Here is a 23,161-nt window from a genome sequence, read left to right as displayed (position 1 = left end):
GGAGACGGGGTCTTAAACTATTCAACGCCGGAACCGCCTTTTTCGGGATTATTTAGGGTTGCGGATAAAATTTCACCAGCCTTATTAAGTCTAATTGCGTTTAGTTTATTCACGGTTGATTTACCCATCAACGCTTCTACTTTTGTACGTGTCAAAGCATCATTAACTGATTCATCATCCATATTGATGGGATTTACCGATTTCTGAATCTGCTCCCAAGTAATGGCTTTCGCTCCATTGCCAATCAGCGCACGGCGAACCCGCTCGTAGGTGCGGTCCTGCTCAATGAGCGCCAGTCGTTCTTCCAGTCTGGCAATAAGTTGGTCTCTCGGGTCATCACTATCTTTCAGTGCACTAACTGCGGCTGACTGCACGACTGGATTAGAGACCTTATAACCGTCTTTATTTACTGCTTGGACCGCGTTACGTAGCCGTGCTTTGGCCTTCTCTACGCTTTCAAAGTCAGCGATATTGACAAAGATGGTGCGCTGATCAGCATTATCGAACGGTAGTTTGACGAACTCCGCAATCATATGGATCGCGGGCTTACGAATAGCATGGCGGATGCCAAGTTCATAAAAAGCATTTGGATTGAATCCGGTTAAGTCCGCTATAACGAGATCAGAGTTGACCAGATCATCGATCACCGCGCTGGTGATGGAACCGGGGTCCGTATCATGATCTGCGCGTTTGACGAGGTAGTTGAATTCAGCGTCCTCGACGACCGGCATGATTATACCTTTAAGAAGCCAATCGGCAAGCTGGCGTACAGGCGTGCCCTCTTCCCCGATGGGTCCGACGATAAAGCACTTCTTTCTCTCGGATGGCTTCTCAGCGGCGATAGAAGACGGAGGCTTAGCCAATGTGAATTTCCTCTTCCAAAGTGTTTTGCAGATCGGTGTAGACATCGAAGGCTACGTTGAACAACACATTGACCTCCGAGGTGATACCGTCAAACCCGGGAACAACTATGCTGCCGCCGTCATCTAAAACTGCCGGGACCGGCGCGATCAGCGTCTCCACCTCCAGCATGATTCCATACAATTCAAAAGATTGGTCTGACGCACGGGAGGAAAAGAGACGTGATATTCGCTGGTGCAGAAGCTGGAAAGCTTCCACATCATCACGATCCAATGGCCGAACCGCAATGACGTAGGTATCCCCTAATGCCGCAAGGTCGTTCGCCGCTTTCTCACGCAGTGGGTAAGCGTCAATCTTGTGCTGCCGTTCCGTAACGCGCTGCGTGAATGCATATTGCGCCTGCCCCAATCGCCAGACCACGAACGCGAAGAATGCCTGCGATCCCATGGCCATCGCTGCGATGGCAGTATCCCACGGCGATTTGCTTCGTGCGGTGGCGATCGTCGCGATGATGAAGACGATGGCGAAGAACAGGACGCCGATCGCCGGTCCCGCACCTGCCTCCAGTAGCCGTTTGAATGCAGATGGTTTGCCGGGATCGTCGGTCATGAGCACCATGCGACCATCCGGCACGTGACGTGTCAACGATCCATCAACCGGTGATCGATACCAGCGAGGGTGAGGAGACCCGCATATGGACCGTCAATTCGTCATGCTGACCGCCGTTCTGTCTGCCGCGACGTTCGGGGGTGTATCGTTGGCGATGCTGCCCAAGGATCGCAGCGCTGCAACCGCCATCACAGACGACGTCTACTATACAGGATGCAAAGCCGTGCGAGCCGCAGGCAAAGCCCCGTTGTATCGAGGTCAGCCCGGATATCGCATCCAAATGGACGGCGACGGCGACGGCATTGCGTGCGAGCCGTACCAAGGTGATGGTGGGTCCAACAGTCATAGGCGCAGCCGTCGAGGCGTTTGGCGTCCGTAGATGCTGCCGGTCAGTTGCGTGGTTGCAAAGGCGTAGCGTCCAGACAGATAAAGCGTAGGCGCGTCGGTAGATGCGTCCAATGTTGATACAGGGGGATTAATGACGAAGTTTGCTATAGGTGCTGCGTGCATCCTGATGGCTGTGGCACCTGCTGCGGCGCAGAAGCGGGCTGCACATGCTCAAGCAAAGGCCGCGCCTGCACGACCTATCTTTAGCTTCCTTGGCCTGACGCCGGACGCTGCTGTCCAGACTGCGAACGTGGCGACGAACGCCTGTGCTGTGAACGCAAGCGGGAAGACCCAGTGTTCAAAGCCGTATGGCCAAGAAATGAAACTTGGCAACGCTCCGCTGTACATCCTGCTTCTTTCATTCAACGATGGAAAGCTATACGCGGTGGATGGTTCAGTGAAATCAGACAACTACGCGGAATTGCGTGCAGCATTTCAGGCCAAGTGGGGATCGCCAGCGTCCGAGAAGTCTGAAAAGTGGCAGTCGAAAGCTGGTGCAGTTTACGACAACATGGTTTCGACGTGGCATTTCAAGGGTGGGGACCTTGTTCTGAAATCTATGGGATCGTCGCGTGACGACTCCGACTTCCAATTTTTCTACCTTGCGAACGCACCTAAAAGCGAACCCACGCCGGTAAATTTCTAAGCGCGTTTCATTAGGGGGTATAATATGCCGGTTTTGGCCTTAATATTTGGTCTGTTTGCTGTGGGTGGAGCGTTCGTCACTGACACGGCACCCGCTGGGACCCACAACCTTGGACTTCTGCAACAGCAGATGATGACGTTGCACGTGGGGCTGGCGCTGTTGATCGTCGCGGCCATCCGTTGGGATCGTCCGCAGGCATCGGATGGGCGCTACGCTGCGCCAGCGCATGTTAAATCCATGGATGCAGCGGAGCCGGTAGAACGAGTTGCATACGAACCCGCCAAGGGGCTGGATAAACAGCAACTGGTAATCGCTGGTGTTCTGTTGGTGCTGGTTGCCGTCATCGGATATCTCTCAGCAACGTGATACTCACATACAAAATCTGTGAGATTCATAATCGAATAGATCAATGAGACGGCGAGGCTAACGCCTCACCAGCTTAGCATCAGAACACTCAACGCTAAAGCGTTTTGCTTATCTGATCGCTAAGCGATTTAGAATCTGTTTTGCGGGAGGAAAGTTGACACAACTCTATTCCCCCCATCCAGTACACGACGTAACACAAAGAAAATCTGAATGACAGAATCTGCATAGAGTTAGATGTATTGGACGGGGGGATAGGTTTGTCATGCGGTTAGGTCTGACAGTGAGATGCAGCTTGTAGGCATTACCCTACTGGCTCGTGGCGATCCGTGACCGGCCTTTACTGCAACTATCCGCTCCCTGCTTACGTCTACCCGAGGGGATTTCAGTCTTACGTTGTGTGGAGCATCGCGGTTATCGACTATCGTCGAAGCATCCATCGCAAGCTCTTGTTATCACGACAAGCGATGGACAGGGACTTGTGAGTTGTTAGACACATAGGTCCCTTCTATATTCTGATTATTTTATCCTCCCACCAGAAAAGGGAGACGGGCATGTAATCCCAATTTGCTCCCTGATCTTGGGAGGCTTCCTGTCCGGGCGAACCCCTCATCTAAGAGCGGTGATTACACAGCCATCGGCAGCAGTTGTTGGACGGGTCATCCACAAGAGCCTTGCGGCTACCCTAATCACATCTCTATTTACGCTGAAACAAAAGACACTGTCCATAAAAAAATATACACTAATAAATATTTCGATGAGTTAGATTTAGTTCGTTAAATAATCCTAAAATTAGTTAGAACTTGATGCATTTAATAGTGCAACGGTCAACCAGCCGTGCATCAGAACCAATCTGGCGAACATTTCCTCCGTGACCTTTGATGCAAGTGGTCACGTTACTGGACATGACTGGGCGGCGCGACAATTTGAGCCCTCCGGATTCCCGGATGAAAGTGGCTTCACTTTCGTCGCTCCATCTGCACCGATTAATTAGCAGCAGACGAGAAAGGCACGATCGACCTCGACTGCCGGGCAGTTCCGGTTGCATCCGAAAATGTCTTCGGAACCGAGACGATGACGGGCGAACGGTTGGAGGGCACAACGTGCTGATACGATCAACAAATTCGCACGCACTTCCTCGCCCCCATCCGGAGCTATTTAGACCCGCAGGTAGTGCCAACCACGAACCATATGATCCGTGTCAAACGCGCGGCTCGGGTGCGAGCCGTGTCTGCCAAGTAACGAGCCGATGCTCTACGAGACTACCGCCGTTCACGAGAGTAGGCATCGCTGGAGGTAAACGTCGGGTAGATGCGTCGTCTGCGTGCGCGCGAGCCAAACCGCGCCTCCGAATTCTCCCAGCTACTTGTGCTTAGGTGGCGAGTTGACAGGCGCTTGCGCCTGGCGCTTCGCGCCGCCACCGAAACGTCAGCGGAGATATTGCCGCCTTCATGCCGAGCTTTGTGCTATAATACGATGATGATGATCCACGCCAAATCCGCAAGAAAGGCTCCGCGCCTCCGAATACGCTGATCGGAGTTTGTGGGATGATTAGAAGTTTTACCGGCTGGGCACTCGATCGTGCGTGCGAGATTGATGCAGCGAACCCCGGATTCCTCGGGGCGCTGTTCCGCTCGTCGCGAGAGCGTCGTCATGTCATCTTCACCTATCTGTCCATACCCGGCCCCGTCAGGACGTTCAGCAATGACGGTGCTATGGGCGCATTCCTCACGAAAGCAGGTCACGACGAAATTCTGAGCGCCGCCATTGGCAAGGTTCCGCTAGGTCTTCGCTCGTGCTTACGCCGGAGCGGCGATGCTCCACACCCGCCCCGACACTACCGTTATCTGTGCGGGCTGCTGGCGAGTGAAGGACGCAGCGGCATGTGTGCGGTCCTTCACAGGTTGGATGAGATTACACCCGAGCGTCTCCAGATCGTGCGGGCACTTCCCGTGCCTCTGCGCAAGTCCGGTCTCGTGACAGCACTCCGGTGCGCCGATGACGCACGCGACGTCGCCCGGCTTTATCGCTTGCTAATCCGAGCAGGTGTAGAGCAATCCGCGCTGACGCAGGCGATGTCGACGATCAAGACCATGGCAGACGTGCGACGGTTGGTAAGCTCATGGGGGAGGCGCGTGACCTTCCCGGACCATCCGATCCCCGCTGCACCCGGTTACCGACCAGTCACCAATGGGGCGATGCTCATTGAGACGGCGATCCGGCTACGGAATTGCGCGCGCGACTACATTCCAAGGGTTATGGAGCAGCGCTCGGCATTCGCGGTCGCATTCTACGAGGGTGCCGAGGCGATGGTTCACCTGTCGAAAAGCGGTGACGGCTGGGAAATCGACGGACTTTATGGTGCGGCGAACTGCCATCCGGACGGCGCAGTCGAGTCTGGCGTTATGCTGCATCTCGCACGGCACGGCGTGTCGCGACGGGCGTCTCGCTACATCGAGCGAGAATGGTCGTGCATGCGCCGCCTCTCCGGCCACATCGATTTTGATACGGACTGACCGCCAAACATCGCCACCTAAATACCCGATGATGAACCAAGACCTTCAGCACCGCATCGCTGAGCACCAGCACTACCTCGATCGGATGACCCGTGCCATCCGGCAACGGTTGACTTCACGTCGCTGTTCGGCAGCAGAGATCGAACAGATTTTGGCCAAGCTGCCGCTGGAACCAATCGAGGTTGCCCTCCGACGAGCGGCGTCAGTGTACCAGAATCTGCCAGCCGCTTGAGGCACTTTGGATCGCACGCTTTCGCATCGTCGCGCCGCCCGCGCTGCGCAACCGTTGAACAGGCGCGAAGCGCCTGTCGTGCCGACCAGTGCTGCACGCGCGGGAAGAATGTCGTTTAGGTGGCTTTCGTTGCCACCGGCGCACGACCGAACTCCGTGGCAACATGATCCATCATTCGAGAACTGGATACATAACGGACTAAAAGTTAATTTAATTCCGTAGTTTGCGTTGAGAGCACGTGTGTTATCGCGCAAACCGCCATTATTACTCCGAACGTGACGCCAATGGCTCGCAACTTCCGAGTTGCGTCAATGTAGTCTTTATTAGCGAGGGCTTTCTGTCTTGCGAAACTACAATTGGTATATAGGCAGTATCTTCGATCCATTGGATTTTATCCAAGGTGAAGTTTTTGAATAACCTATCACCGACCGTAAACCCGACGCTGGCATTTCCTATGAAAGGGTTATCGACCTCGCGGACGACTGGGTCCTGACTTCCTCGGTTGATCTGAATCTTACCCGCCAGATTGTAAACCACGTATAGCTCGCCATTACCATCAATTTGTAGAACAATTGTTCTTTTTCCATCTTCTGAACCGGCCCTACATACAGTGAAGGAAGGATTCATCATTAGATCGTTATGTAAAAGCTTTTCAGGGTGATTAAGAACTGAAGATACTATATTTTTAGGTATCGGCAAAAGCAAATTTCGGATGCTTTCTTCCAGTTCATCGGTTTCCCTTTGAGCATTATCCCGAGCAAGTTGATCTTCCTTGTCACGAAGAGCGCGCGACCTCGCTCGCTCTGCATCGCCTTGTTTTAACAAATCAAATCGATGCTCCTTTGCATTTGACGATTCTTCGAAACTCTCAGCCACGCTGTTTGATTGATTCTCGTTGGATGAGCATGAAACAAGCGCCGCCGCAGTGACAAAAATCTGTAAGATTCTCACGCACAACTCCCGCGCAATGTTAAAAGCTTTCGAGTAGAAAACGATATCATGCAATTACTAAATAAGTTTATACAAAATTTAAGATTGAATCACAGAATTGAAAGGCGTTCTTCAACCTATTTTTCTGTTAGATTAGGCTAACATAAACAGCGTTGTCCGCAAGACTACAAATCTGTCTATCTGCGATGGCCTACCAAAGATGTCCTTCCGCCGCTTTTCGCGCGATCTCCGGTTCGGTGTGACTGAAGCGTTTTTTAGAACGCCTGACGGCATATCTTCGGCTCTACGTTGATCTCCCGGATTGTGACCAGCGACGGTGGCAGGCGCGAAGCGCCTGGAGCGTGCCGCTCCAGCCTTCGCCTCCTACCGTCTTTTCGCTGACGATCCTCACGTGCTCATCGGGACTGTCCGTCATGTATGCTCTGCTGCGATCTGTGGTATAATCCTCGAACTGTCTCAGAGGGTTAGCGGAAACTACCCTGTTGAGACGGTCGCGGAGATGACACCCAGATTAAACAGGAGAACGGCTTGCTGATTGGCTATGCACGCGTGTCGGATACGACCCAGAATCTCGACGTCCAACGGGAAGCTCTGGCCAAAGCGGGCATCGACAAGCTATTTGAGGAGAAGAAGTCCGGTCGATCCGCCGACGATCGCCCCGAACTCCAAGCTGCCATCGAGTTCGCCCGCCACGGCGACACCGTAATCGTCACGAAGCTCGACCGCCTCGCGCGCTCGGTCCGCGACCTGCACAACATCCTCGCCAGTCTCGACCAGAAGAGTGTCGGCTTCCGCTGTCTCGATCAGGCTATCGACACGACCACCAGCACGGGACGGTTGACGATCTCGATCCTTGGGGCGGTGGCAGCGTTCGAACTCGACATCAGGGCCGAACGCCAGCGGGAGGGGATCGAGGCCGCGAAGCGGAAGGGTGTCTACGAAGGTCGGAAGTCCTCCATCGATCTTGATCGTGTTCGCCAGCTTCATGGGCGGATGAGACCTAACGAAATCGCAGCCGTCATGGGGATCAGTCGCGCAAGCGTTTACCGAGCACTGTCCTCTATCAACGCTGCCACGGCACCATCCTGACCAGCGTCGCCGGACCGTCGAACATCACCGTCACGATGATCGTCGCGAACATCGCCTGCGACAGCACATACGACGCTCACCCAATCAGCGGAGGATCGTGATCTCGCAGCATATCCGTATATCGGTCCGCGCCGCACCCGGAGCCATCGCGTGGCATGTCCCGACCGTCGAGCCGGGCGAACCCTTCGCCGAGGTAAATGCCAACCGATCCGCCTTTCGCTTTCCCAATGCGGACGCCAACAACCCTGCCCCAGCCCTTCGCGCGTGGATGACAGAGTGCGTTCGAGAAGCGGTTCGACGAGACGGCCTCAAACGCTGGATCATATGGCCGGACCAGAGCGTGACCTCGTTTGTCGGGCGGAACCTGACCACCAACCTTCGCCTTGCACCAACGGACGCCCATGTCTGACGCCGCCCATATGCCTAGAGCCCGACCCGAAGCTTCCATTCAGATGATGTCCAAATCTACATTGCAGCCAGCGAAGGTCGCAATCGCTACGAGAAGCGTCGAAACGACACATTTGCGCATCGCTCTGCAATGCGAGGGGCAGCCCGGTGCATTAAGTCTCAACCTGCGCCCTCGCAGCGTCGTATGGAGAATGGCAGTCCATCAACTAGCCAGCATGGTTGCGACAGTATAACCTTAACCCGATTAGCGAAGACGGTGGATCGTGGTGCCTGCTGCACCCATATGGCGCACCGATCATGGCCTACCTCATCATCGCCTCGGATCGTGAGGGGCGTGACGGTTTTAAAATCGCACGGGATATGCTGGCGTGGATCGACGTGCATCTTGGACGGACGATCGTTGCGACCGTCAGCCAGCGCAAAACTTAATTGATCCTGTACTGGCTTGGCTTCCGTCAGATTCCTGACGACCCGTTCATGTTACTGTGGTCACCTCCCAAGGTGTCGCCAACATCCTGACCGCAACGCGCCTGATCTACCTCCTTTAGGAGACTTCGAGGAAGTCCGTTTCTCCCCCAACACGCCGCCAAGGCGCGATCATTGTAGTTCATCTGCTATACGCCTTCCGCCATGATTGACATTTCGTAGGGATAGCAAGCAACCATCCCTGCTCGTAATGCCCTTTTGAAAAAAGATGCTTGGAGGGGGATTGCACCCAAAGTGATGTTGATGTACTGCGGCTTTGCGAGTGGCGGTAATGCAGCCACCGAAGTTGGGGTTTAGAGACCCAACTAAAACGCCGGGTCGCCGGGCGTGACGGTTCCAGAGGCTATACGCGCTCCGGAACACGTGGGCGGTTTTTCGAAACCAAGCCCGAGGTGTACCCAAATGCAAAATCTCACGAAATGTGATTCCGCCACCCGCATCATCACGCCGTTCAACAGCCCTGCTGGCCTGACCTGTCAGATTTGCGGCGGTCTCTACAACTGCCTTGAAGGCTTCATCGCGCATCATGGATTCAAGCGCCAAGCTGGTATGAATACGGCTGGCTGCGATGGGTCGCGCCAGCGCCCGTATGAAAACAGCCGCGTCGCAATCCATGAAGTCATCGAAGCGTGGAAGGAGCGCATGACGCAGCTTGGTGTGTATCTTGCCACGTTGGTGACGTCTGCAGAACCCCTCAACCACGTCGTTTGCCACACTTTGCGCCAGTTGGCTGACGTGAAGCTGAGGATAGACAACCTGAAACAGCGCTACGATGCGTGGGTGCAGACGATCAACGATGAAGAGTGGGAAGCGAACCGCGAACAGGTGATGCATCCGAAGCGGAGCGCCGCGACGACGAAGGGCTGGCGCTTTCGGGATCGCGAGCCGTCTTGGACGCGTCGGGAAGCCGACGATCAGAAGGCACAACCCGCCCCTGCCTTTCTGCTCGAACATGGCGTGCAGGTGGCGATGTTCGCCTACACGCCGAACCGCTCGATCATCGAATGCATCCCGGACGGCCACGGGGCTTGGGACGTGATCGACAGCCACGATGACCTGACGACGATTCCGCGCGAAATCGCGCAGCAGCTTGGGAGTGCAGCAGCATGACCGACGCTACGGACTTTAACGTCGTCGATAAGCTGGTGACGAATCTGCTGCGCGCGGAGGATGGTACCGCAGTCATCGCTGCCCGGTCTGCGATCCTGCGGAAGCTGGCTGCATTTAAGCTTGATCTGCACGACGTCAGCCTGCGTCCAGTGGCACAGGCCGCGTCCACTGGACGCGGTCGCGTCCTCCGCCATGAAGTCCAGCGGCTGGAGGCGGAGGTCGTGAGCTTGCGGCAACAACTCGACGAAGTGCAGGACGCGGATATCGCCAAGCTGGTCGCCAGTGCTGTCCAGCTAGACCGTCGCAAGACGGTTTTGGAGATGCAGGCGTTGGAGGGTCGTGCAGAAGCCGCAGAACAGCGGCTGCGCGAAGCAGAGGCCATGCAGGCAGAGGCAGACGACTGGCGCAACCGGGCGGAGGCGGCAGAGGCGATTGTTTTAACCGTCCGTAGTGCGGTAGCGTAAGACGAATGGGCCGGGCTCGAAGGGCCTGACCTCCAAGCCTTGGAAAAGCGACTTACTGAGCGCTGATTATTGAGCAATGCCAACGTGCGTACAGGGTGGACCTCGGCGGTGACATCATATTTCGCGCTGGCGGTTAATTGACGCGCGTCAGTAGTTTCCCTTCAGATACTGCTTCCGGTACGTCCCCTTATGCATGCCCGTTGAAACCACTCCAAACGTAGAAAGAAACGTTGGGCAGGTTGTAGGTGCCGTTCGGAAATGGACGGTCATCACCTTGGTGTCTGGATCGTATTCGCCCCATATGCCACTGCTCTTTGCCATCACCGCCTATTTATGCATCTCGGAGGAACGATGTCGGACGAAGCAGAATCTAATACGTCCGGGGGCAACCGATTTGGCTTCGACAAGGTAACCATCACCGCTTTAGTGGCTGGTTTGGTCAATCTGATTGGCGGAGCCACCGCGATCCGTGGTTGGCTAATGGACCTTGGAATTCGATTCCATGACGGCTTAAGCACCTCATTCGGTCTGCCAGAGGGGACATTTACCCCTGACGATAAACACCTACTATCTACCGGCTATTCTACGGTTTTAGAGTCCTCGAAAAGCGTGGGTCTAATGATTTTCATTTTTCCGACGATTCTGGCATATCTTTTTATAGCATGGGTTATTGTGGGACTCGCATTTCGGCTCCGAAATCCACAGTTCGATGATAAAAAAGGCAAGTTAGCAAATACCATCATAATATGTGGTATTTTAGTAGCTTGCTTGATTACCATAAGCTTCGGACTCTATCAGGCTGTCTATATGGTTCCCATGCGAGCTTTTGCAGAGGGCCAGCGAGCAGCCGCTCGGATCATGCTAAACGTCAATGCGGATAATGGGTGCGAAAATTGCGGACGGTATGGAAACGACGAGGTAATAGGCTATCCAATATTTACGGACGGCAAGGTTTATTATGTCGCTACCAAGGATGTCGAAGTCAAACTCATAAAGACTGACGACTTTAACATAACGCCCGGAAAACCCAAAAAGGGTGAGCGGCAGGTGTGGAACATCCCCCAGCCTAATATCGAGTAGGAGGCTTGCGGCGCGTTCCTGTTTCGTTCCAACTCGGGCGGCCACGGAGTCGCCCCATGATCATCAGCCCCGAATCCATCGCGCAAGCGATCAGCACCGCCCCTGCATGGGCGCAAATCGCCTTAACGATGGCGCAGGATAGGCTACGCGCAGACGGTCAGCGCCAGCTTGCACAGCACGTTTAGGACGCGCTTTGTCGGCCCGTTTCATCTGATGGGCAGCTTCCTCTTCCCTTCTGACGATGGGCAGCAAGACGTTCCGATCCATCAGCGACTTTTCACGCCACCAGATGCGCATCCAACTGGAATGCGGCGCATGTAGGCACAAAGGCGTGGTCGACAAGAACGATGCGCTGAAATGGTTCCTGCTGCATCGCTGGCCAGACGCGCTGGAGGGTGAAGCGCTGCGGCGGTTCAGATGCATGGCCTGCGGTAATCCTGCGGCGCGCGCCCACCCAACAGAAGCAGCCATAACGACCACTGGCTTTTTCCAGCGCGATGATCGAGGCTGGCAAACGGTGCAGCGAAGATTGCGAGGATGACCATGGAACCCGACGACCACGAGGCCACAGCGCTGGAATTGCAGGATCGTATCGCGACCATGTCAGATGAAGAGGTCGGGCTGCATATATCGCGAGCGATGCAGAGGCTGGAGACCCGTGGCAGGACGCGTTGGCGCGGGCGATGGAAGAGCGTGGGATAGACGACTGACCCGTTGCGAAAGCCAGCACAACAAGCGATGACTTTCCCGAAGGTGGGGGAAGCAAATGGCGTTCAATGCATTCGAAGGTGCGCGGCGGATCGGGACCGTTGTACGGGCTGGCGTCTTGCTTATCGGCGGCGCGATTTTTCTATTCGGGTCGGGAGATCGCCAAACGCTCACTTTCGAAGCGTCGGGCGCTGAAGCGCCCTTCAGGCTGTCTAAAACCGAATGCTCGTTTAATGATCAGAGACGCACAATCTTTGGCTATAACTTCGCAAACGGCATGAAATCAAACGTGGATTTGTGCTTTCGTGCAGTCCCCGCAACCAACGGCGACAGCATCATCGTGACTAGCGCCGATGGCCAAGGCTACGCGTCTTGGACCGATGAAGTCACTCGCTACATGGACCAGCGGCAAAAGAGTTTCAGCCTGTTGCCCGAAGAGGAAGCGCAGGCCAAAGCCTTCGAACGCTCTGAGTGGTGGAAAGAGCGCCGAAGCTGGTTCGGAACCGTAGCCGGAACCACGGCTTTGGCGTGCGGCTTACTGTTTGCCCTGCAATTCCTAATCGGATGGATCGTCCGAGGTTTTCTCAGCATACCGCGCGGTCAGGATCGTCGGGAAGCGTGAGCAGCGGCACGTGTGCCGTAAATGCCGTTTACCGTTTTGGCCAAAATCTCACTTGCGGTTGGCCAGTCAGCAGGAGTAGCATCCCACAACGGTAGGAAGGGCATGGCGTCCAACCAAAGGCGTGCGCGGATGGTGGTGAAACCAAATCGCTGCGCCCCTTGCGAGACCCTTCCTACCGCACCCACGTGAGTGGGATGCCGAGATGTGGGCGAATGCTCCGTTGCCTACCAGCAAACGGGTCCGCCCCCGAACTCAACCCCCACAAATTGTGGCAAAGCGGCGCAGCAGGCAAGGGGCTTAATGATGCGCAGTAGATGCCGTTCCTTTACAACCTCGATTATGACAGCAGGCCGGACCGAACGACGCGTGGACTTCTGCGGGTTTCGGAAAGCGCAAGGGAACAACGAGGGAACGAAAATTTTTTGAAGCACGGCTTGTGCCGACCGTTTTCGCCGCTCTTCTGCGGCTTTCATGCGTTTGAAGTAAGAACAAAACGGGTCACCCGAGTGCGGATCGACCCCGAACGCTCGGTTACACACCTTTCACACCATCAACAAATTGTGGCCGCCCGCCGCGGCGATCTCCAGCGCGCGCTTGGCGACCTCCTGCCCCTTGACCTGGCGCAAGTCGGGGCCGTGCGACGCCGCCTCGACCTCGCCCGCGGCCGGCGCCGAGAGCAGGCCATGGCCCTTGAAATGGTTGATGAGCGCCAGCAGGTCGGGCGCGGCGAGCACCTCGACCGATCCGGCCCAGGCGGCCTCCGCGCCTTGCGCCGCGGGACAGATCAGCCCCCTGCCCTCCGCCGCGGCATGCAATGCGGCGAGCAGGACGCCCGGCGACGACGCGATCCGCCCGTCGAGGCCCAGTTCGCCGACGACGACATAGTCCGCCAGCGCCTCGACGTCGATCACCGCCATAGCCCCAAGCAGCGCCAGCGCGATCGGCAGGTCGAAATGCGATCCTTCCTTGGGCAGGTCGGCGGGCGACAAATTGACGACGATCCGCTTGGGCGGCAGCGCGAGGCCCAAAGCGGAGATCGCACCCCGCACCCGCTCGCGGCTTTCCGCGACCGCCTTGTCGCCCAGCCCGACGACGATGAAGTTCGGCAGGCCGGGGATCAGCTGCACCTGCACCTCGACCCCGCGCGCTTCCAGACCGAGATACGCCACCGTCTGGACGGTCGCCACCATGTCATTCCCCCCAGTCGCTCCCCCGATGTCACGTCGGCGTCACGCCGGGTTCATAGCGCGCTTTGCATGGTGAGAAAGAGTCCGTTTCGAACATTCCTCAACTGCCTTGTCCGAACAACACACAGCCCCCAAGTGAGCGTTATGCAGGATCGCCATCCCGTCAGTCGCCTGTTGCAGCTCCTGCTCGGCGGCCTGCTGATCCTCGGCGCCGCGGCGGTCGCGCCGCTGCCGGGACCGGGCGGCATCTTCCTGTTTGCCGGCGGGCTGGTGCTGATCCTGCGCAACTCGCGATCCGCGCAGGTCCGGTTCGCGCGGGTGAAGCGGCGCTGGCCGCGGATCGGCGGTCTGGTCGACCGGACGATGCGGCGACAGAGCGCGTTGCGCCGCCATGCCCGCGACAAGCGGCACGCGCGCGACAAGCGGATCGGCTCGCGTTGACTTCCGCGATCCCCCTCGGTATGCGCTCCCCATCAAGGCCGTCCCGCGTGGCGGCCGTTTTCTATTCAGACGATCAGGGAATGAATCATGAAGCGGACCTTTCAGCCGAGCAATCTGGTGCGTGCACGTCGCCACGGCTTCCGCGCCCGGATGGCGACGGTCGGCGGCCGTGCGGTGATCCACGCACGCCGGGCCCGCGGCCGCAAGAAGCTGTCGGCGTAATTCGACCTCCCGTCGGCGGCGCCGACATACAGACGCTGACGGTCCGCCGCGATTTCCTCGCGGCGAATGCGGGACGGCGCGCACCGATGCCGGGATTCGTCCTGCTGGTGCGCGACCGCGACGACGGTGACCCCGTTATGCGCGTCGGCTTCACCGTCACCAAGAAAGTCGGCAACGCCGTCGTCCGCAACCGCATGAAACGGCGGCTGCGGGCGTTGGCGCGTGAGCTGTTGCCCGCCGCCGGCATCCGCGGTGCGGATCACGTGCTGATCGGCCGCGACGGCGGCATCGAGCGCGACCATGCGGCCTTGAAGGCGGAACTCGGCAAGGCGCTGGCGAAGATCGCCCGCGGCGAGAGCGCGCCGGCACGCCCGCGTGGCCCGCGAAAGCCGAAACGGTGATCGCGAAGCTGCTGATCCTCATCGCGCGCGGCTGGCAATTGGGGCCATCCGCGCTGATGCCCGACACCTGTCGTTACCAGCCGTCGTGTTCCGCCTATGCAATCACCGCCCTTCGCCGCTATGGCGCGGCCAAAGGGGGCTGGTTGGCGGCGAAGCGGATCGCGCGCTGTCATCCTTGGGGCGGGTACGGACCCGATCCCGTCCCTTGAGCCAAGACGGGGCAAGACCTTGAACAAAGAACGCCAGAATTTCGTCCTGTTCGCGGTCATCGCCGCGCTGATCCTGTTCGCGTGGCCGCTGATCCAGGGCAAGTTCTTCCCCGTCGCGAACCCGCCGGTGACGAAGATCGTCAACGGCAAGTCGCAGCCGATCCCGGCGCGCGACAGCGCCGATCCCACCGTCGACAATCCCGGGGCGGTCCGCAACCGGCAGGTCGTGCTCGCCGAATCCCCGCGCGTCCGCATCCAGACGCCGACGCTGCAGGGCTCGATCAACCTCAAGGGCGCGCGGATCGACGACCTCGTGCTGGTCCGGTACAAGGAAACGATCGCCAAGGATTCGCCGCCGATCCGCCTGCTGTCGCCAGCCGGCGCGCCCGAGGCCTATTTCGCCGGCTTCGGCTGGCGCGACGACGGGCTGAAGCCGCCCGCTGCCGACGCCGTCTGGACCGCCTCGGCGCCGCTGCTTGCGCCCGGCCGCCCGGTGACGCTGACTGCCGCCAATGCGAGCGGCCAGCGCTTCGCGATCGAGCTGTCGGTCGACGACCAATATATGTTCACCGTCAAGCAGACGGTGCAGAATGCCGGCGGCGCGCCCGTGCCCGTCGCGCCCTACGGCTATGTCAATCGCGTCGGCGTGTCGAAGGACCCCGGCACGTGGCAGATCCACACCGGGCCGATGTCTGTTCATGGCGGCGGCGCCGATTACGGCACCAAGTTCAAGGACCTCGACGAGGCACCCGCGAAGTTTACTACGACCGGCGGCTGGCTCGGCTTCACCGACAAATACTGGCTGACGGCGCTGGTCCCCGATCAGGCCGCGCTGTTCAACGGCCAGTTCCGCGCCGGCACCAACACGGCGTATCAGGCGGACTACGCCTTCGCCCCCAAGCTGCTGCCCGCGGGCCGCGCGATCACGCAGACCAGCCGCTTCTTCGCCGGTGCGAAGGAGGTAAAGGCGCTCCAGCATTACGAGAACGACGCCGGCGTTACCAAGCTCGACAAGGCGATCGACTGGGGCTGGTTCGAGATCGTCGAAAAACCGATCTTTACCTATCTCGACTGGCTGTTCCGCATGGTCGGCAATTTCGGCGTCGCGATCATCCTGCTGACGGTGACGATCCGCGGACTGATGTTCCCGATCGCCCAGCGCCAGTTCGCCAGCATGGCGAAGATGCGCGCGATCCAGCCGAAGATGAAGGCGATCCAGGAGCGGTTCAAGGACGACAAGCCGCGCATGCAGCAGGAGGTGATGGGCCTCTACAAGACGGAAAAGGTCAATCCCGTCGCCGGCTGCCTACCGACCCTGCTCCAGATTCCGATCTTCTACGCGCTCTACAAGGTGCTGATGTTGACGATCGAGATGCGGCACCAGCCGTTCTTCGGCTGGATCAAGGACCTGTCGGCGCCCGATCCGCTGACGCCGCTCAACCTGTTCGGCTATCTGCACTTCACCCCGCCGCACATGATCGCGATCGGCGTCGTGCCGATCATCCTCGGCATCTCGATGTACTTCCAGTTCAAGATGAACCCGGCGCCGATGGACGATACCCAGAAGCAGGTGTTCGCGATCATCCCCTGGGTGCTGATGTTCGTGATGGCGAGCTATCCGGTCGGCCTGCAGGTCTACTGGATCGCCTCCAACTTCCTCGCGATCCTGCAACAGCGCGTGCTGTATGCCCGGCATCCCGACCTCAAGACGGCGCCCGCGAAGTGAGCGACGACGTCACCACCCCCGAGGACGATGGCTTCACCCCCGAGCTGATCGAGCATGCGCGCAAGACCTTCGCGGGGCCGATCAGCTTCCTGAAGTCCGCGCCGGCGCTCGAGCATCTCCCCGCGCCGGTGGTGCCGGAGGTCGCGTTCGCGGGGCGTTCGAACGTCGGCAAGTCGTCGCTGCTCAACGCGCTCACCGGGCGCAACGGCCTCGCCCGCACGTCGAACACGCCGGGCCGGACGCAGGAGCTCAACTTCTTCGACGTCGGCGCGCCGCTGGCGTTCCGGCTGGTCGACATGCCCGGGTACGGCTTCGCCAAGGCGCCCAAAGATGTCGTCAGGAAATGGCGCTTCCTGGTCAACGACTTCCTGCGCGGCCGCGACACGCTGAAGCGCGCCCTCGTGCTGATCGATTCGCGCCACGGCATCAAGGACGTCGACCGCGAGATCCTCGAGATGCTCGACAAGGCCGCGGTCAGCTACCGCCTCGTCTTGACGAAGGCGGACAAGGTGAAGGCGACCGAGCTCGCCGACGTCATGGCCAGCGTTGCCGCCGAGGCCCGCAAGCGCCCCGCCGCCCACCCCGACATCCTCGCCACCTCGAGCGAAGGCGGCATGGGCATCCCCGAACTCCGGGCCGCGGTGATGGAAGCGATCGGCTAGCGGATTGAATTCATCGGTTCAGGATTCGTACATCACGAGCGTTGATGATTATATCGCCGTGACGAACGGCGGATCCGGGAGAACGTCGATGAACAAGGCACTGTTCTGTTTCGCATCTGTAGCTGCGTTCACTGCCAGCCTTCCTGCCGCGTTCGCACAGACGGCACCGACCGCCCCACCGTCCGCCATTCCTGCGACCCCGAATGTCGTCCCAACCACACTGCCGATGCGGTTGCCGATCGTACCGCAGTCATTCTTGCCCTTGGGTGGTTTCCCGGGCTCCGGTCCTTTCGCGCAAAGTAAATATTATCAACAGACGTATGAGCTTGCGCAGCAATACGGACGTTGCGCCGCAAACGTCAGCCCGGCCCGTGTGCGGTCCGTGTTGGAAACACCACCAAATACCCGGACCGAGCTTACCGAACTACGCCAACTCGTAGGCGTATCGAAGGCGTGCCTCCCCTATGCCTATCGCCCACCGGTCGTGTTTTTGAGAGGCAGCCTTGCCGAAGCGTTGTACAAACGGCAGCCCGCCGGCCGGGCGTTGCATAGCACCGGGACGACCCAATCGGATCTGGACGCCTTCCGTGCCGACGAACTCCTGAGGGGCAAGGCACGATTGCCGGATGACCGCTCCTACACCGCCATCGCGAATTGTATGGTTGTTCAAGCGCCGGGCGCTACCCGTTCGGTCCTCCTGAGCAAGCATGGGTCAGCCGAAGAACGGCAGGCCGTAAAAATCCTTCTGGTAGCTGCCCCAGCATGCTCGACCTCCAAGGCATTCCCGGCCACGGCAGGAACCAGCTTTGTCCGAGCGTATCTCGCGGAATCAGCCCTGCGCTGGACGGAATTCGCCCAGCGATCAAGCTGAGTCCACGAAGGCGGCTTCCGTGCCGTCGTCCAATCGATATAGGTCGGCGGCATGAAGCTCATCATCGGCAACAAGGCGTATTCCAGCTGGTCGCTTCGCGGCTGGCTGGCGTGCAAACAGTCCGGCCTTCCGTTCGAGGAGGTCGTCGTGCCGCTCTACGACGCGGAATGGGATCGCCGCCGCGAAGGTGCGGAGTTCGCGCCGTCGTCGGGCAAGGTGCCGATCCTGTGGGACGGCGAATCGGTGGTGTGGGACAGCCTCGCGATCGTCGATTATCTCGCCGACAAGGTCGGGCGCGACCGTTTCTGGCCGCAGGACGAACCGGCCCGCGCGATGGCACGATCGATGGCGGCGGAAATGCACTCCAGCTTCACCGCGTTGCGCCGCAAGCATGCGATGAACATCCGCCAGGTCTTTCCCGCGAACCGCCCCGACGAAGACGTCATCGCCGACCTGGGCCGGATCATGGAATTGTGGGCGCAGGCCCGCGCGCGCTGGGGCGGTGACGGCGCGTTCCTGTTCGGGCAGTTCGGCGCGGCGGACATCATGTTCGCGCCGGTCTGCACCCGGATCATCACCTACCAATTGCCGATCGCGCGCTTCGCCGCCGCCTATATCGACGCGGTCGTCCAGCATCCGTGGATGCAGGACTGGATCGCCGGCGCGCAGGAAGAGGATTGGGTGATCCAGCAATACGAACAGCCCTCGACGTGAGGCCGGCGGCGTGATCGACGGTCTGGCGCTGGCGCAGGCGCTGCTGCGGGCGGACAGTGTCACCCCGGCGCGCGGCGCGGTGTTCGACGTGCTCGAATCCGCCTTGGTGCCGATCGGCTTCGCGGTCGATCGCTTCGTCGTCGGCACGGCGCCCGATGGCCCGGTCGAGAATATGATCGCGCTCCGGCCCGGTGCGGGGCGGCATCTCGCCTTCGCCGGCCATGTCGACGTCGTCCCGCCCGGCGACGGCTGGACCGGCTCGCCCTGGTCGGGCGCGATCCGCGGCGACCTGCTCCATGGCCGAGGCGCGGTCGACATGAAGAGCGCGGTCGCCGCCTTCGCCGCCGCCGCCTCGCGCGCCGCCGGCCCGACGCTCAGCCTGCTCATCACCGGCGACGAGGAAGGCCCGGCGACCTACGGCACCCCCGCGCTGATCGAACGGATGGCGGCGCGCGGCATCGCGCCGGACCTGTGCCTCGTCGGCGAGCCGACCTCGGTGCGCCGGCTCGGCGACATGGTGAAGATCGGCCGGCGCGGCTCGGTCAACATCTGGATCGACGTGCCCGGCCGGCAGGGTCATGTCGCCTACCCCCACCTCGCCGACAATCCGGCGGGCAAGCTCGCAAAGGCGCTGGCGGCGCTGCAGGCGATGGGGCTCGACCACGGCAATGCGTGGTTCCAGCCGTCGAACCTCGAGATCACCGACATCGCGGTCGGCAATCCCGCGCACAACGTCATCCCCGCCCGCGCCGGCGCCCGCCTCAACATCCGCTTCAACGACGAACAGCGCGGCGCCGACCTGATCGAACGCGTCCGCGCCCTCGTCCACGAACACGCCCCCGCCGCGATCGTCACCGGCAAGGTATCGGGCGAGGCGTTCCTCACCGAACCCGGCGCCTTCACCGCCCTGGTCAGCGCCGCGATCGAGGCGCAGACAGGGCTGGTGCCGGAGCTCTCCACCTCCGGCGGCACCTCCGACGCGCGCTTCCTGTCGAAGCTCTGCCCGACGGTGGAATTCGGCCTCGTCAACGCGACGATGCACCAGGTGGACGAGGCGGTCGCCGTCGCCGATCTCGACACGCTGACCGCGATCTACGCGGACGTGATCGCGCGGCTCGCGGTCGCCTGATCCGACTATCGGGTTCGCGGGGGGGGGGGGCCGCCCGGCGCGGCGCCGTCATCGCGATGATGGAGGGAAAGTATCGCCCGCGCGGCATCTACAACACCTCTGCGCCCTCCGCGCCTCCGCGCGAACCACCTCTTCTTCCACTCGACGCCGAGACCTCAGCCCCTCCGCTCTAACGCCCGCCCCGCCGCAGCACGATATAAAGCGCGCCCTGCCCGCCATGCCGCGGATGCGCGCCGCGCACCGCCGCGATCGCATCCGCATGCCGCGAGGCCGCCAGCCAGTCCGCGATCGCCGCGCGGATCGCGCCGCGCGCATGCGGGCGCTCGCTCTCCGGCCGCGGCGGCTTGCCCGTCACCAGCAGCAGCACGCGGTCGCCCCGCGCGATCGCCCGCGACAGGCCATCGTCGAGCATCGCGTGGGCGGAGGACAAGGTGTGCCCGTGCAGGTCGATCGAGCTGTCGGGGCTGACGATGCCGCGGGTCAGCTTCTTGTCCCAGCTGCCGTCGAGCGTATTCTGCCGCGGCGACGGCGCGGCGATCACCGGCTTCGCCGCTATCGGCCGCGCCGCCGCGACCGCACGGGTCAACGCCTTGGATGGCCGGGTCGCCTTCACCGGCACAGGCGCAGCGGCGACCGGTTTCGCCACCGCGACGGGCACCGGCCGCAACGGCTTCACCGTCGCCATCACCCGCGCCCACAGGTCGGCTTCGTCAGCGTTGAGCTGGCGCAACGGACCCCGCTCCATAGGGGACGGCCCGCGTGCGCGCGAGCGTGCCGATCGGCAGCAGCAGGAACGCGGTGCCGCGCGCCGCCATGCCGCCCGCGGTCGCCTCCGCGGTCGCGCCCGCGCCCCAGAAGGTGTCGAAGCGGTTGCTGCCCTTGATCGCGCCACCGGTGTCCTGCGCCACCCACAGGCCGCTCGCGTCCTGCCGGTCCATCGACAGGAAGACCGGCGCGCCGAGCGGCACGTATTTCACGTCCGCCGCCGCGCTGATCCCGCCATTGACGACATAACCCATCGCACCGACCGGGGGCGTGTTGAGTTCGCGGAAGAACACGAAACTCTTGTTCTCCGCCATGATCGCGCGCCCTTCGACGGGATTCGCGTGCAGCCAGGCGACGATCCCCTGCATCGACGTCTGCCCCGGCTGGAGCAGCCCGCGCGTCTTCATCAGCGCACCGATGCCGGTATAGTCGCGGCCGTTCTGCGTGTCGTAGCCGACGCGCATGATGTCGCCGTTCGGCAGCCGCAGCCGCCCCGACCCCTGAATCTGGAGGAAGAACACCGCCGCCTCGTCCGCGCCCCAGGCGAGCACCGGCGCCTTGCCGTCGAGCACGCCGGTGTCGATCGCGGCACGGTCGTAATAGGGCACGAGATTGCTGCCCGAGACGCGGCCGCGCACCTTCTTGCCCTTCAGTGCCTCGCTGAACTGGCCGAGATCGACGTCGATCAGGTCGTCGGGCCGCGCGTAGATCGGCACCTCGTAACCGGCGCGCCGTTCGCGTGAGGCGGCGATCTCCGGCTCGTAATAGCCGGTGGCGAAGGCCTTGCCGTCGCCGACCTGCACCGCCTCGAAATAGCCGACGAAGAATGCGCGCGCGCCGCCCGGCGGTACGCTCGCCGCGGCGGCGCAGGCGGGCTGCCAGTCGGTCCCGCGCGTCAGGCCGGAGGTATCGGCGCGCCGCATCAGCCCGGGACAGCTCGACAGAAAGGCACGCCGTGCCGCCTCGGCCTGCGCCTCGGAGATCGGCAGCGTGTCGAGCGCCGGGCCGGGCACGATCCCCGCGGTCGCCGCCGTGGTCGCGCCGGGATTGGCGACGACCGGCGCGGCGAGCAACGGCACCGCCGGCTGGATGCGCCCATCGAACCCGCGCCCGCTCGCGATCTGCTGACCGGGGGCGATGGGCCGCGGTGCAGGCCGGCCCGGCTGGCCGGCGTTGCCGCGCGGCGGCTGCGCGGTCGGCGCATTGCCCGTCGCGAGCGGCACGACGCGGCCGCCGCAGGCATTGAGGGCGAGGGCCAGCGCGATGCTGGCAAGTACGCGATTACCGGTCATCCTGGTCCCCGTTGGTCCGCTGTCGTCGGCGGCTGGCGTGATGCGAAGCTCTGCCGAAGCGCGCCGATGGGGACAAGCGCTTGTTTGCCGACATCGCCTGTTTACCGGCGTCGGCGAAAGCCGGCGACGTCACCTTTCCGCCGCCGGGTCAGGCCGATCGACCCGCCGGGCCTATTCCTCGTCGGTGTCCGCCAGCTTCCAGTTCGGATCGCGGCTCTTGAGCGTCCGGGCGAAGGTCCAGACGTCATGCGTCTCGACCGCGTCGGTCAGCGACCCGGCGATCACCTGCCCCTCGGCATCGCGCGTCACCGCGGCGATGTCGGCATCGAAGCGTACCGTGATCCGTGCCTCGCGACCGTCCAGCGACGCGTCGGAAATCACCGCCCGCTCGATCGAGACCAGCCGGTTCTCCAGCGTCTCGCCGGCATCGCGCCGTGCGGTGATCGCCTCGCCGAAAGCATGCGCGACATCGGGTTCGGCAAGGTCGGCCAGCGCGGCATCGTCACCCCGCCAGAACGCCTCCAGCGTCATCCGGTACGCTGCCTGCGCGCCACCCAGGAACTGGTTGACGTCGAAGCCCTGCTCGCCCGCGATGATCGCGCGCAGGCCGGCTTCGGCGCGCGGTTCGATGTTGCGGTTAACGGGATCGCGCGCCTCGGGCGCCGCATCGACCGCGCGCGGCGCGACCGGCAGAGCCGACGGCCGATCCTCGGCGGCACGCGGCAACGGCTGCTGCTCGTGGCCGGTGCGCTTGCCGAGCACGCTGTAGAGACGGAGCGCCAGAAAGGCCGCCACCATCGCGAGAAGAACTACGTAGAACACCGTGCCTCCGATCTTGACCGATACATAGGCCGAAAGCCCCTGTTATTCAAACCACACTATTCGGACGACACTATTCGTCCGCATGCCCTTCCGCCCGGCGTTGAAAGTCCGGGCAGGCGCTGCTAGGCGCGGGCGCCATCGGCATCGAACGCCCGACGGGCTGCTTCGGTCCCCACCTTTCCGCTTCA

At 60.9% G+C, this 23,161-nt stretch carries 28 protein-coding genes and 1 pseudogene; 22 read left to right on the top strand and 7 right to left on the bottom strand.

What is annotated here, in order from left to right:
• Positions 1-17: 17 nt before the first annotated feature.
• Together AC1RTO_RS04730 and AC1RTO_RS04725 are read right to left on the bottom strand one after the other, a co-directional pair.
• Positions 18-863, bottom strand: coding sequence for a hypothetical protein (locus AC1RTO_RS04730; protein WP_493159736.1), 846 nt, complete (start codon positions 861-863; stop codon positions 18-20).
• Positions 856-1,479, bottom strand: a complete 624-nt coding sequence (locus AC1RTO_RS04725) for a hypothetical protein (RefSeq protein ID WP_493159735.1) — start codon at positions 1,477-1,479, stop codon at positions 856-858. Before AC1RTO_RS04725 ends, AC1RTO_RS04730 begins: the two co-directional genes overlap by 8 nt.
• A gap of 76 nt (positions 1,480-1,555) precedes the next feature.
• Between AC1RTO_RS04725 and AC1RTO_RS04720 the strand changes: the two genes are divergently transcribed.
• From AC1RTO_RS04720 to AC1RTO_RS04700, 5 genes are all read left to right on the top strand, one after another.
• Positions 1,556-1,849, top strand: coding sequence for an excalibur calcium-binding domain-containing protein (locus tag AC1RTO_RS04720; protein WP_493159734.1), 294 nt, complete (start codon positions 1,556-1,558; stop codon positions 1,847-1,849).
• Positions 1,850-1,948: 99 nt separating this feature from the next.
• On the top strand, positions 1,949-2,503 hold the full coding sequence (locus tag AC1RTO_RS04715) for a hypothetical protein (RefSeq protein WP_493159733.1): 555 nt from the start codon (positions 1,949-1,951) through the stop codon (positions 2,501-2,503).
• A gap of 24 nt (positions 2,504-2,527) precedes the next feature.
• The gene (locus AC1RTO_RS04710) at positions 2,528-2,869 is read left to right on the top strand and encodes a hypothetical protein (RefSeq protein WP_493159732.1); all 342 of its coding nucleotides are present in this window, start codon (positions 2,528-2,530) and stop codon (positions 2,867-2,869) included.
• Between the two features lie 1,544 nt (positions 2,870-4,413).
• Entirely contained in the window at positions 4,414-5,382 is a 969-nt protein-coding gene (locus AC1RTO_RS04705) for a hypothetical protein (RefSeq protein WP_493159731.1), read from the top strand.
• Positions 5,383-5,413: 31 nt separating this feature from the next.
• Entirely contained in the window at positions 5,414-5,614 is a 201-nt protein-coding gene (locus AC1RTO_RS04700; RefSeq protein ID WP_493159730.1) for a hypothetical protein, read from the top strand.
• A gap of 264 nt (positions 5,615-5,878) precedes the next feature.
• Here the strand turns inward: AC1RTO_RS04700 and AC1RTO_RS04695 are convergent, their stop codons facing one another.
• Positions 5,879-6,565 (bottom strand): hypothetical protein, encoded by a 687-nt coding sequence (locus AC1RTO_RS04695; RefSeq protein WP_493159729.1) that lies wholly within the window; start codon positions 6,563-6,565, stop codon positions 5,879-5,881.
• Positions 6,566-7,093: 528 nt separating this feature from the next.
• Here AC1RTO_RS04695 and AC1RTO_RS04690 point away from each other — a divergent pair.
• The 8 genes from AC1RTO_RS04690 (at position 7,094) to AC1RTO_RS04655 (ending at position 12,532) form a co-directional block, all read left to right on the top strand.
• Entirely contained in the window at positions 7,094-7,654 is a 561-nt protein-coding gene (locus tag AC1RTO_RS04690; RefSeq protein WP_493159728.1) for a recombinase family protein, read from the top strand.
• A 705-nt stretch (positions 7,655-8,359) separates the two neighbouring features.
• Positions 8,360-8,491, top strand: coding sequence for a hypothetical protein (locus AC1RTO_RS04685; protein ID WP_493159727.1), 132 nt, complete (start codon positions 8,360-8,362; stop codon positions 8,489-8,491).
• Positions 8,492-8,950: 459 nt separating this feature from the next.
• Positions 8,951-9,658, top strand: coding sequence for a hypothetical protein (locus AC1RTO_RS04680; protein ID WP_493159726.1), 708 nt, complete (start codon positions 8,951-8,953; stop codon positions 9,656-9,658).
• A complete protein-coding gene (locus AC1RTO_RS04675) occupies positions 9,655-10,122 on the top strand; it encodes a hypothetical protein (protein ID WP_493159725.1) in 468 nt (155 codons plus the stop codon). The genes AC1RTO_RS04680 and AC1RTO_RS04675 overlap by 4 nt, the downstream gene beginning before the upstream one ends.
• Positions 10,123-10,473: 351 nt before the next feature.
• Positions 10,474-11,202 (top strand): hypothetical protein, encoded by a 729-nt coding sequence (locus tag AC1RTO_RS04670; RefSeq protein ID WP_493159724.1) that lies wholly within the window; start codon positions 10,474-10,476, stop codon positions 11,200-11,202.
• Between the two features lie 56 nt (positions 11,203-11,258).
• Entirely contained in the window at positions 11,259-11,387 is a 129-nt protein-coding gene (locus tag AC1RTO_RS04665) for a DUF6771 family protein (protein ID WP_493159723.1), read from the top strand.
• Positions 11,388-11,443: 56 nt separating this feature from the next.
• A complete protein-coding gene (locus AC1RTO_RS04660; RefSeq protein WP_493159722.1) occupies positions 11,444-11,743 on the top strand; it encodes a hypothetical protein in 300 nt (99 codons plus the stop codon).
• A 225-nt stretch (positions 11,744-11,968) separates the two neighbouring features.
• The gene (locus tag AC1RTO_RS04655; RefSeq protein ID WP_493159721.1) at positions 11,969-12,532 is read left to right on the top strand and encodes a hypothetical protein; all 564 of its coding nucleotides are present in this window, start codon (positions 11,969-11,971) and stop codon (positions 12,530-12,532) included.
• 545 nt (positions 12,533-13,077) lie between these two features.
• On the opposite strand, the pseudogene AC1RTO_RS04650 reads toward AC1RTO_RS04655, so the two are convergent.
• Positions 13,078-13,722: pseudogene (locus AC1RTO_RS04650) on the bottom strand (magnesium chelatase domain-containing protein); the annotation flags it as partial.
• Positions 13,723-13,854: 132 nt separating this feature from the next.
• On the opposite strand from AC1RTO_RS04650, the gene AC1RTO_RS04645 reads away from it, so the two are divergent.
• The 9 genes from AC1RTO_RS04645 (at position 13,855) to dapE (ending at position 20,094) form a co-directional block, all read left to right on the top strand.
• Entirely contained in the window at positions 13,855-14,160 is a 306-nt protein-coding gene (locus AC1RTO_RS04645) for a hypothetical protein (protein ID WP_493159720.1), read from the top strand.
• An 87-nt stretch (positions 14,161-14,247) separates the two neighbouring features.
• Positions 14,248-14,382 (top strand): 50S ribosomal protein L34, encoded by a 135-nt coding sequence (rpmH, locus tag AC1RTO_RS04640; RefSeq protein ID WP_031393806.1) that lies wholly within the window; start codon positions 14,248-14,250, stop codon positions 14,380-14,382.
• The gene (gene rnpA, locus AC1RTO_RS04635) at positions 14,382-14,783 is read left to right on the top strand and encodes a ribonuclease P protein component (RefSeq protein WP_493160333.1); all 402 of its coding nucleotides are present in this window, start codon (positions 14,382-14,384) and stop codon (positions 14,781-14,783) included. Before rpmH ends, rnpA begins: the two co-directional genes overlap by 1 nt.
• Entirely contained in the window at positions 14,780-14,992 is a 213-nt protein-coding gene (gene yidD / locus AC1RTO_RS04630; protein WP_293877102.1) for a membrane protein insertion efficiency factor YidD, read from the top strand. The genes rnpA and yidD overlap by 4 nt, the downstream gene beginning before the upstream one ends.
• A gap of 19 nt (positions 14,993-15,011) precedes the next feature.
• Positions 15,012-16,718, top strand: coding sequence for a membrane protein insertase YidC (yidC, locus tag AC1RTO_RS04625; RefSeq protein ID WP_493159719.1), 1,707 nt, complete (start codon positions 15,012-15,014; stop codon positions 16,716-16,718).
• Positions 16,715-17,380 carry a ribosome biogenesis GTP-binding protein YihA/YsxC gene (gene yihA / locus AC1RTO_RS04620; RefSeq protein WP_493159718.1) on the top strand — a complete coding sequence of 222 codons (666 nt, stop codon included), beginning with the start codon at positions 16,715-16,717 and terminating at the stop codon, positions 17,378-17,380. The genes yidC and yihA overlap by 4 nt, the downstream gene beginning before the upstream one ends.
• Before the next feature lie 88 nt (positions 17,381-17,468).
• Positions 17,469-18,251, top strand: a complete 783-nt coding sequence (locus AC1RTO_RS04615) for a hypothetical protein (protein ID WP_493159717.1) — start codon at positions 17,469-17,471, stop codon at positions 18,249-18,251.
• A gap of 51 nt (positions 18,252-18,302) precedes the next feature.
• Complete coding sequence (locus AC1RTO_RS04610; protein ID WP_493159716.1) at positions 18,303-18,965, top strand: glutathione S-transferase family protein; 663 nt, start codon at positions 18,303-18,305, stop codon at positions 18,963-18,965.
• 10 nt (positions 18,966-18,975) lie between these two features.
• Positions 18,976-20,094 (top strand): succinyl-diaminopimelate desuccinylase, encoded by a 1,119-nt coding sequence (gene dapE / locus AC1RTO_RS04605; protein ID WP_493159715.1) that lies wholly within the window; start codon positions 18,976-18,978, stop codon positions 20,092-20,094.
• A 169-nt stretch (positions 20,095-20,263) separates the two neighbouring features.
• On the opposite strand, the gene AC1RTO_RS04600 is transcribed toward dapE, so the two are convergent.
• The 3 genes from AC1RTO_RS04600 to AC1RTO_RS04590 form a co-directional block, all read right to left on the bottom strand.
• The gene (locus AC1RTO_RS04600; protein WP_493160332.1) at positions 20,264-20,779 is read right to left on the bottom strand and encodes a Smr/MutS family protein; all 516 of its coding nucleotides are present in this window, start codon (positions 20,777-20,779) and stop codon (positions 20,264-20,266) included.
• 25 nt (positions 20,780-20,804) lie between these two features.
• On the bottom strand, positions 20,805-22,151 hold the full coding sequence (gene mltA, locus AC1RTO_RS04595; protein WP_493159714.1) for a murein transglycosylase A: 1,347 nt from the start codon (positions 22,149-22,151) through the stop codon (positions 20,805-20,807).
• A gap of 171 nt (positions 22,152-22,322) precedes the next feature.
• The gene (locus AC1RTO_RS04590) at positions 22,323-22,973 is read right to left on the bottom strand and encodes a Tim44/TimA family putative adaptor protein (RefSeq protein WP_493159713.1); all 651 of its coding nucleotides are present in this window, start codon (positions 22,971-22,973) and stop codon (positions 22,323-22,325) included.
• Positions 22,974-23,161: the final 188 nt, after the last annotated feature.

The organism is Sphingomonas sp. GW821-FHT10F09 (assembly GCF_058809195.1).
Note: the sequence above shows the minus strand (reverse complement) of the source record. Positions and strands in the feature narration are given on the sequence as shown.

Excerpts from the sequence above, each read along its gene's own strand:
- rpmH (WP_031393806.1), top strand. The coding sequence starts at position 14,248 with ATGAAGCGGACCTTTCAGCCGAGCAATCTGGTGCGTGCACGTCGCCAC.
- AC1RTO_RS04600 (WP_493160332.1), bottom strand. The coding sequence starts at position 20,779 with ATGGCGACGGTGAAGCCGTTGCGGCCGGTGCCCGTCGCGGTGGCGAAA.
- AC1RTO_RS04710 (WP_493159732.1), top strand. The coding sequence starts at position 2,528 with ATGCCGGTTTTGGCCTTAATATTTGGTCTGTTTGCTGTGGGTGGAGCG.
- AC1RTO_RS04675 (WP_493159725.1), top strand. The coding sequence starts at position 9,655 with ATGACCGACGCTACGGACTTTAACGTCGTCGATAAGCTGGTGACGAAT.
- AC1RTO_RS04670 (WP_493159724.1), top strand. The coding sequence starts at position 10,474 with ATGTCGGACGAAGCAGAATCTAATACGTCCGGGGGCAACCGATTTGGC.
- AC1RTO_RS04725 (WP_493159735.1), bottom strand. The coding sequence starts at position 1,479 with ATGGTGCTCATGACCGACGATCCCGGCAAACCATCTGCATTCAAACGG.
- AC1RTO_RS04665 (WP_493159723.1), top strand. The coding sequence starts at position 11,259 with ATGATCATCAGCCCCGAATCCATCGCGCAAGCGATCAGCACCGCCCCT.
- AC1RTO_RS04610 (WP_493159716.1), top strand. The coding sequence starts at position 18,303 with ATGAAGCTCATCATCGGCAACAAGGCGTATTCCAGCTGGTCGCTTCGC.
- AC1RTO_RS04715 (WP_493159733.1), top strand. The coding sequence starts at position 1,949 with ATGACGAAGTTTGCTATAGGTGCTGCGTGCATCCTGATGGCTGTGGCA.
- AC1RTO_RS04660 (WP_493159722.1), top strand. The coding sequence starts at position 11,444 with ATGGGCAGCAAGACGTTCCGATCCATCAGCGACTTTTCACGCCACCAG.
- mltA (WP_493159714.1), bottom strand. The coding sequence starts at position 22,151 with ATGACCGGTAATCGCGTACTTGCCAGCATCGCGCTGGCCCTCGCCCTC.
- AC1RTO_RS04720 (WP_493159734.1), top strand. The coding sequence starts at position 1,556 with ATGGACCGTCAATTCGTCATGCTGACCGCCGTTCTGTCTGCCGCGACG.
- AC1RTO_RS04705 (WP_493159731.1), top strand. The coding sequence starts at position 4,414 with ATGATTAGAAGTTTTACCGGCTGGGCACTCGATCGTGCGTGCGAGATT.
- AC1RTO_RS04680 (WP_493159726.1), top strand. The coding sequence starts at position 8,951 with ATGCAAAATCTCACGAAATGTGATTCCGCCACCCGCATCATCACGCCG.
- AC1RTO_RS04700 (WP_493159730.1), top strand. The coding sequence starts at position 5,414 with ATGAACCAAGACCTTCAGCACCGCATCGCTGAGCACCAGCACTACCTC.
- AC1RTO_RS04655 (WP_493159721.1), top strand. The coding sequence starts at position 11,969 with ATGGCGTTCAATGCATTCGAAGGTGCGCGGCGGATCGGGACCGTTGTA.
- AC1RTO_RS04615 (WP_493159717.1), top strand. The coding sequence starts at position 17,469 with ATGAACAAGGCACTGTTCTGTTTCGCATCTGTAGCTGCGTTCACTGCC.
- AC1RTO_RS04685 (WP_493159727.1), top strand. The coding sequence starts at position 8,360 with ATGGCCTACCTCATCATCGCCTCGGATCGTGAGGGGCGTGACGGTTTT.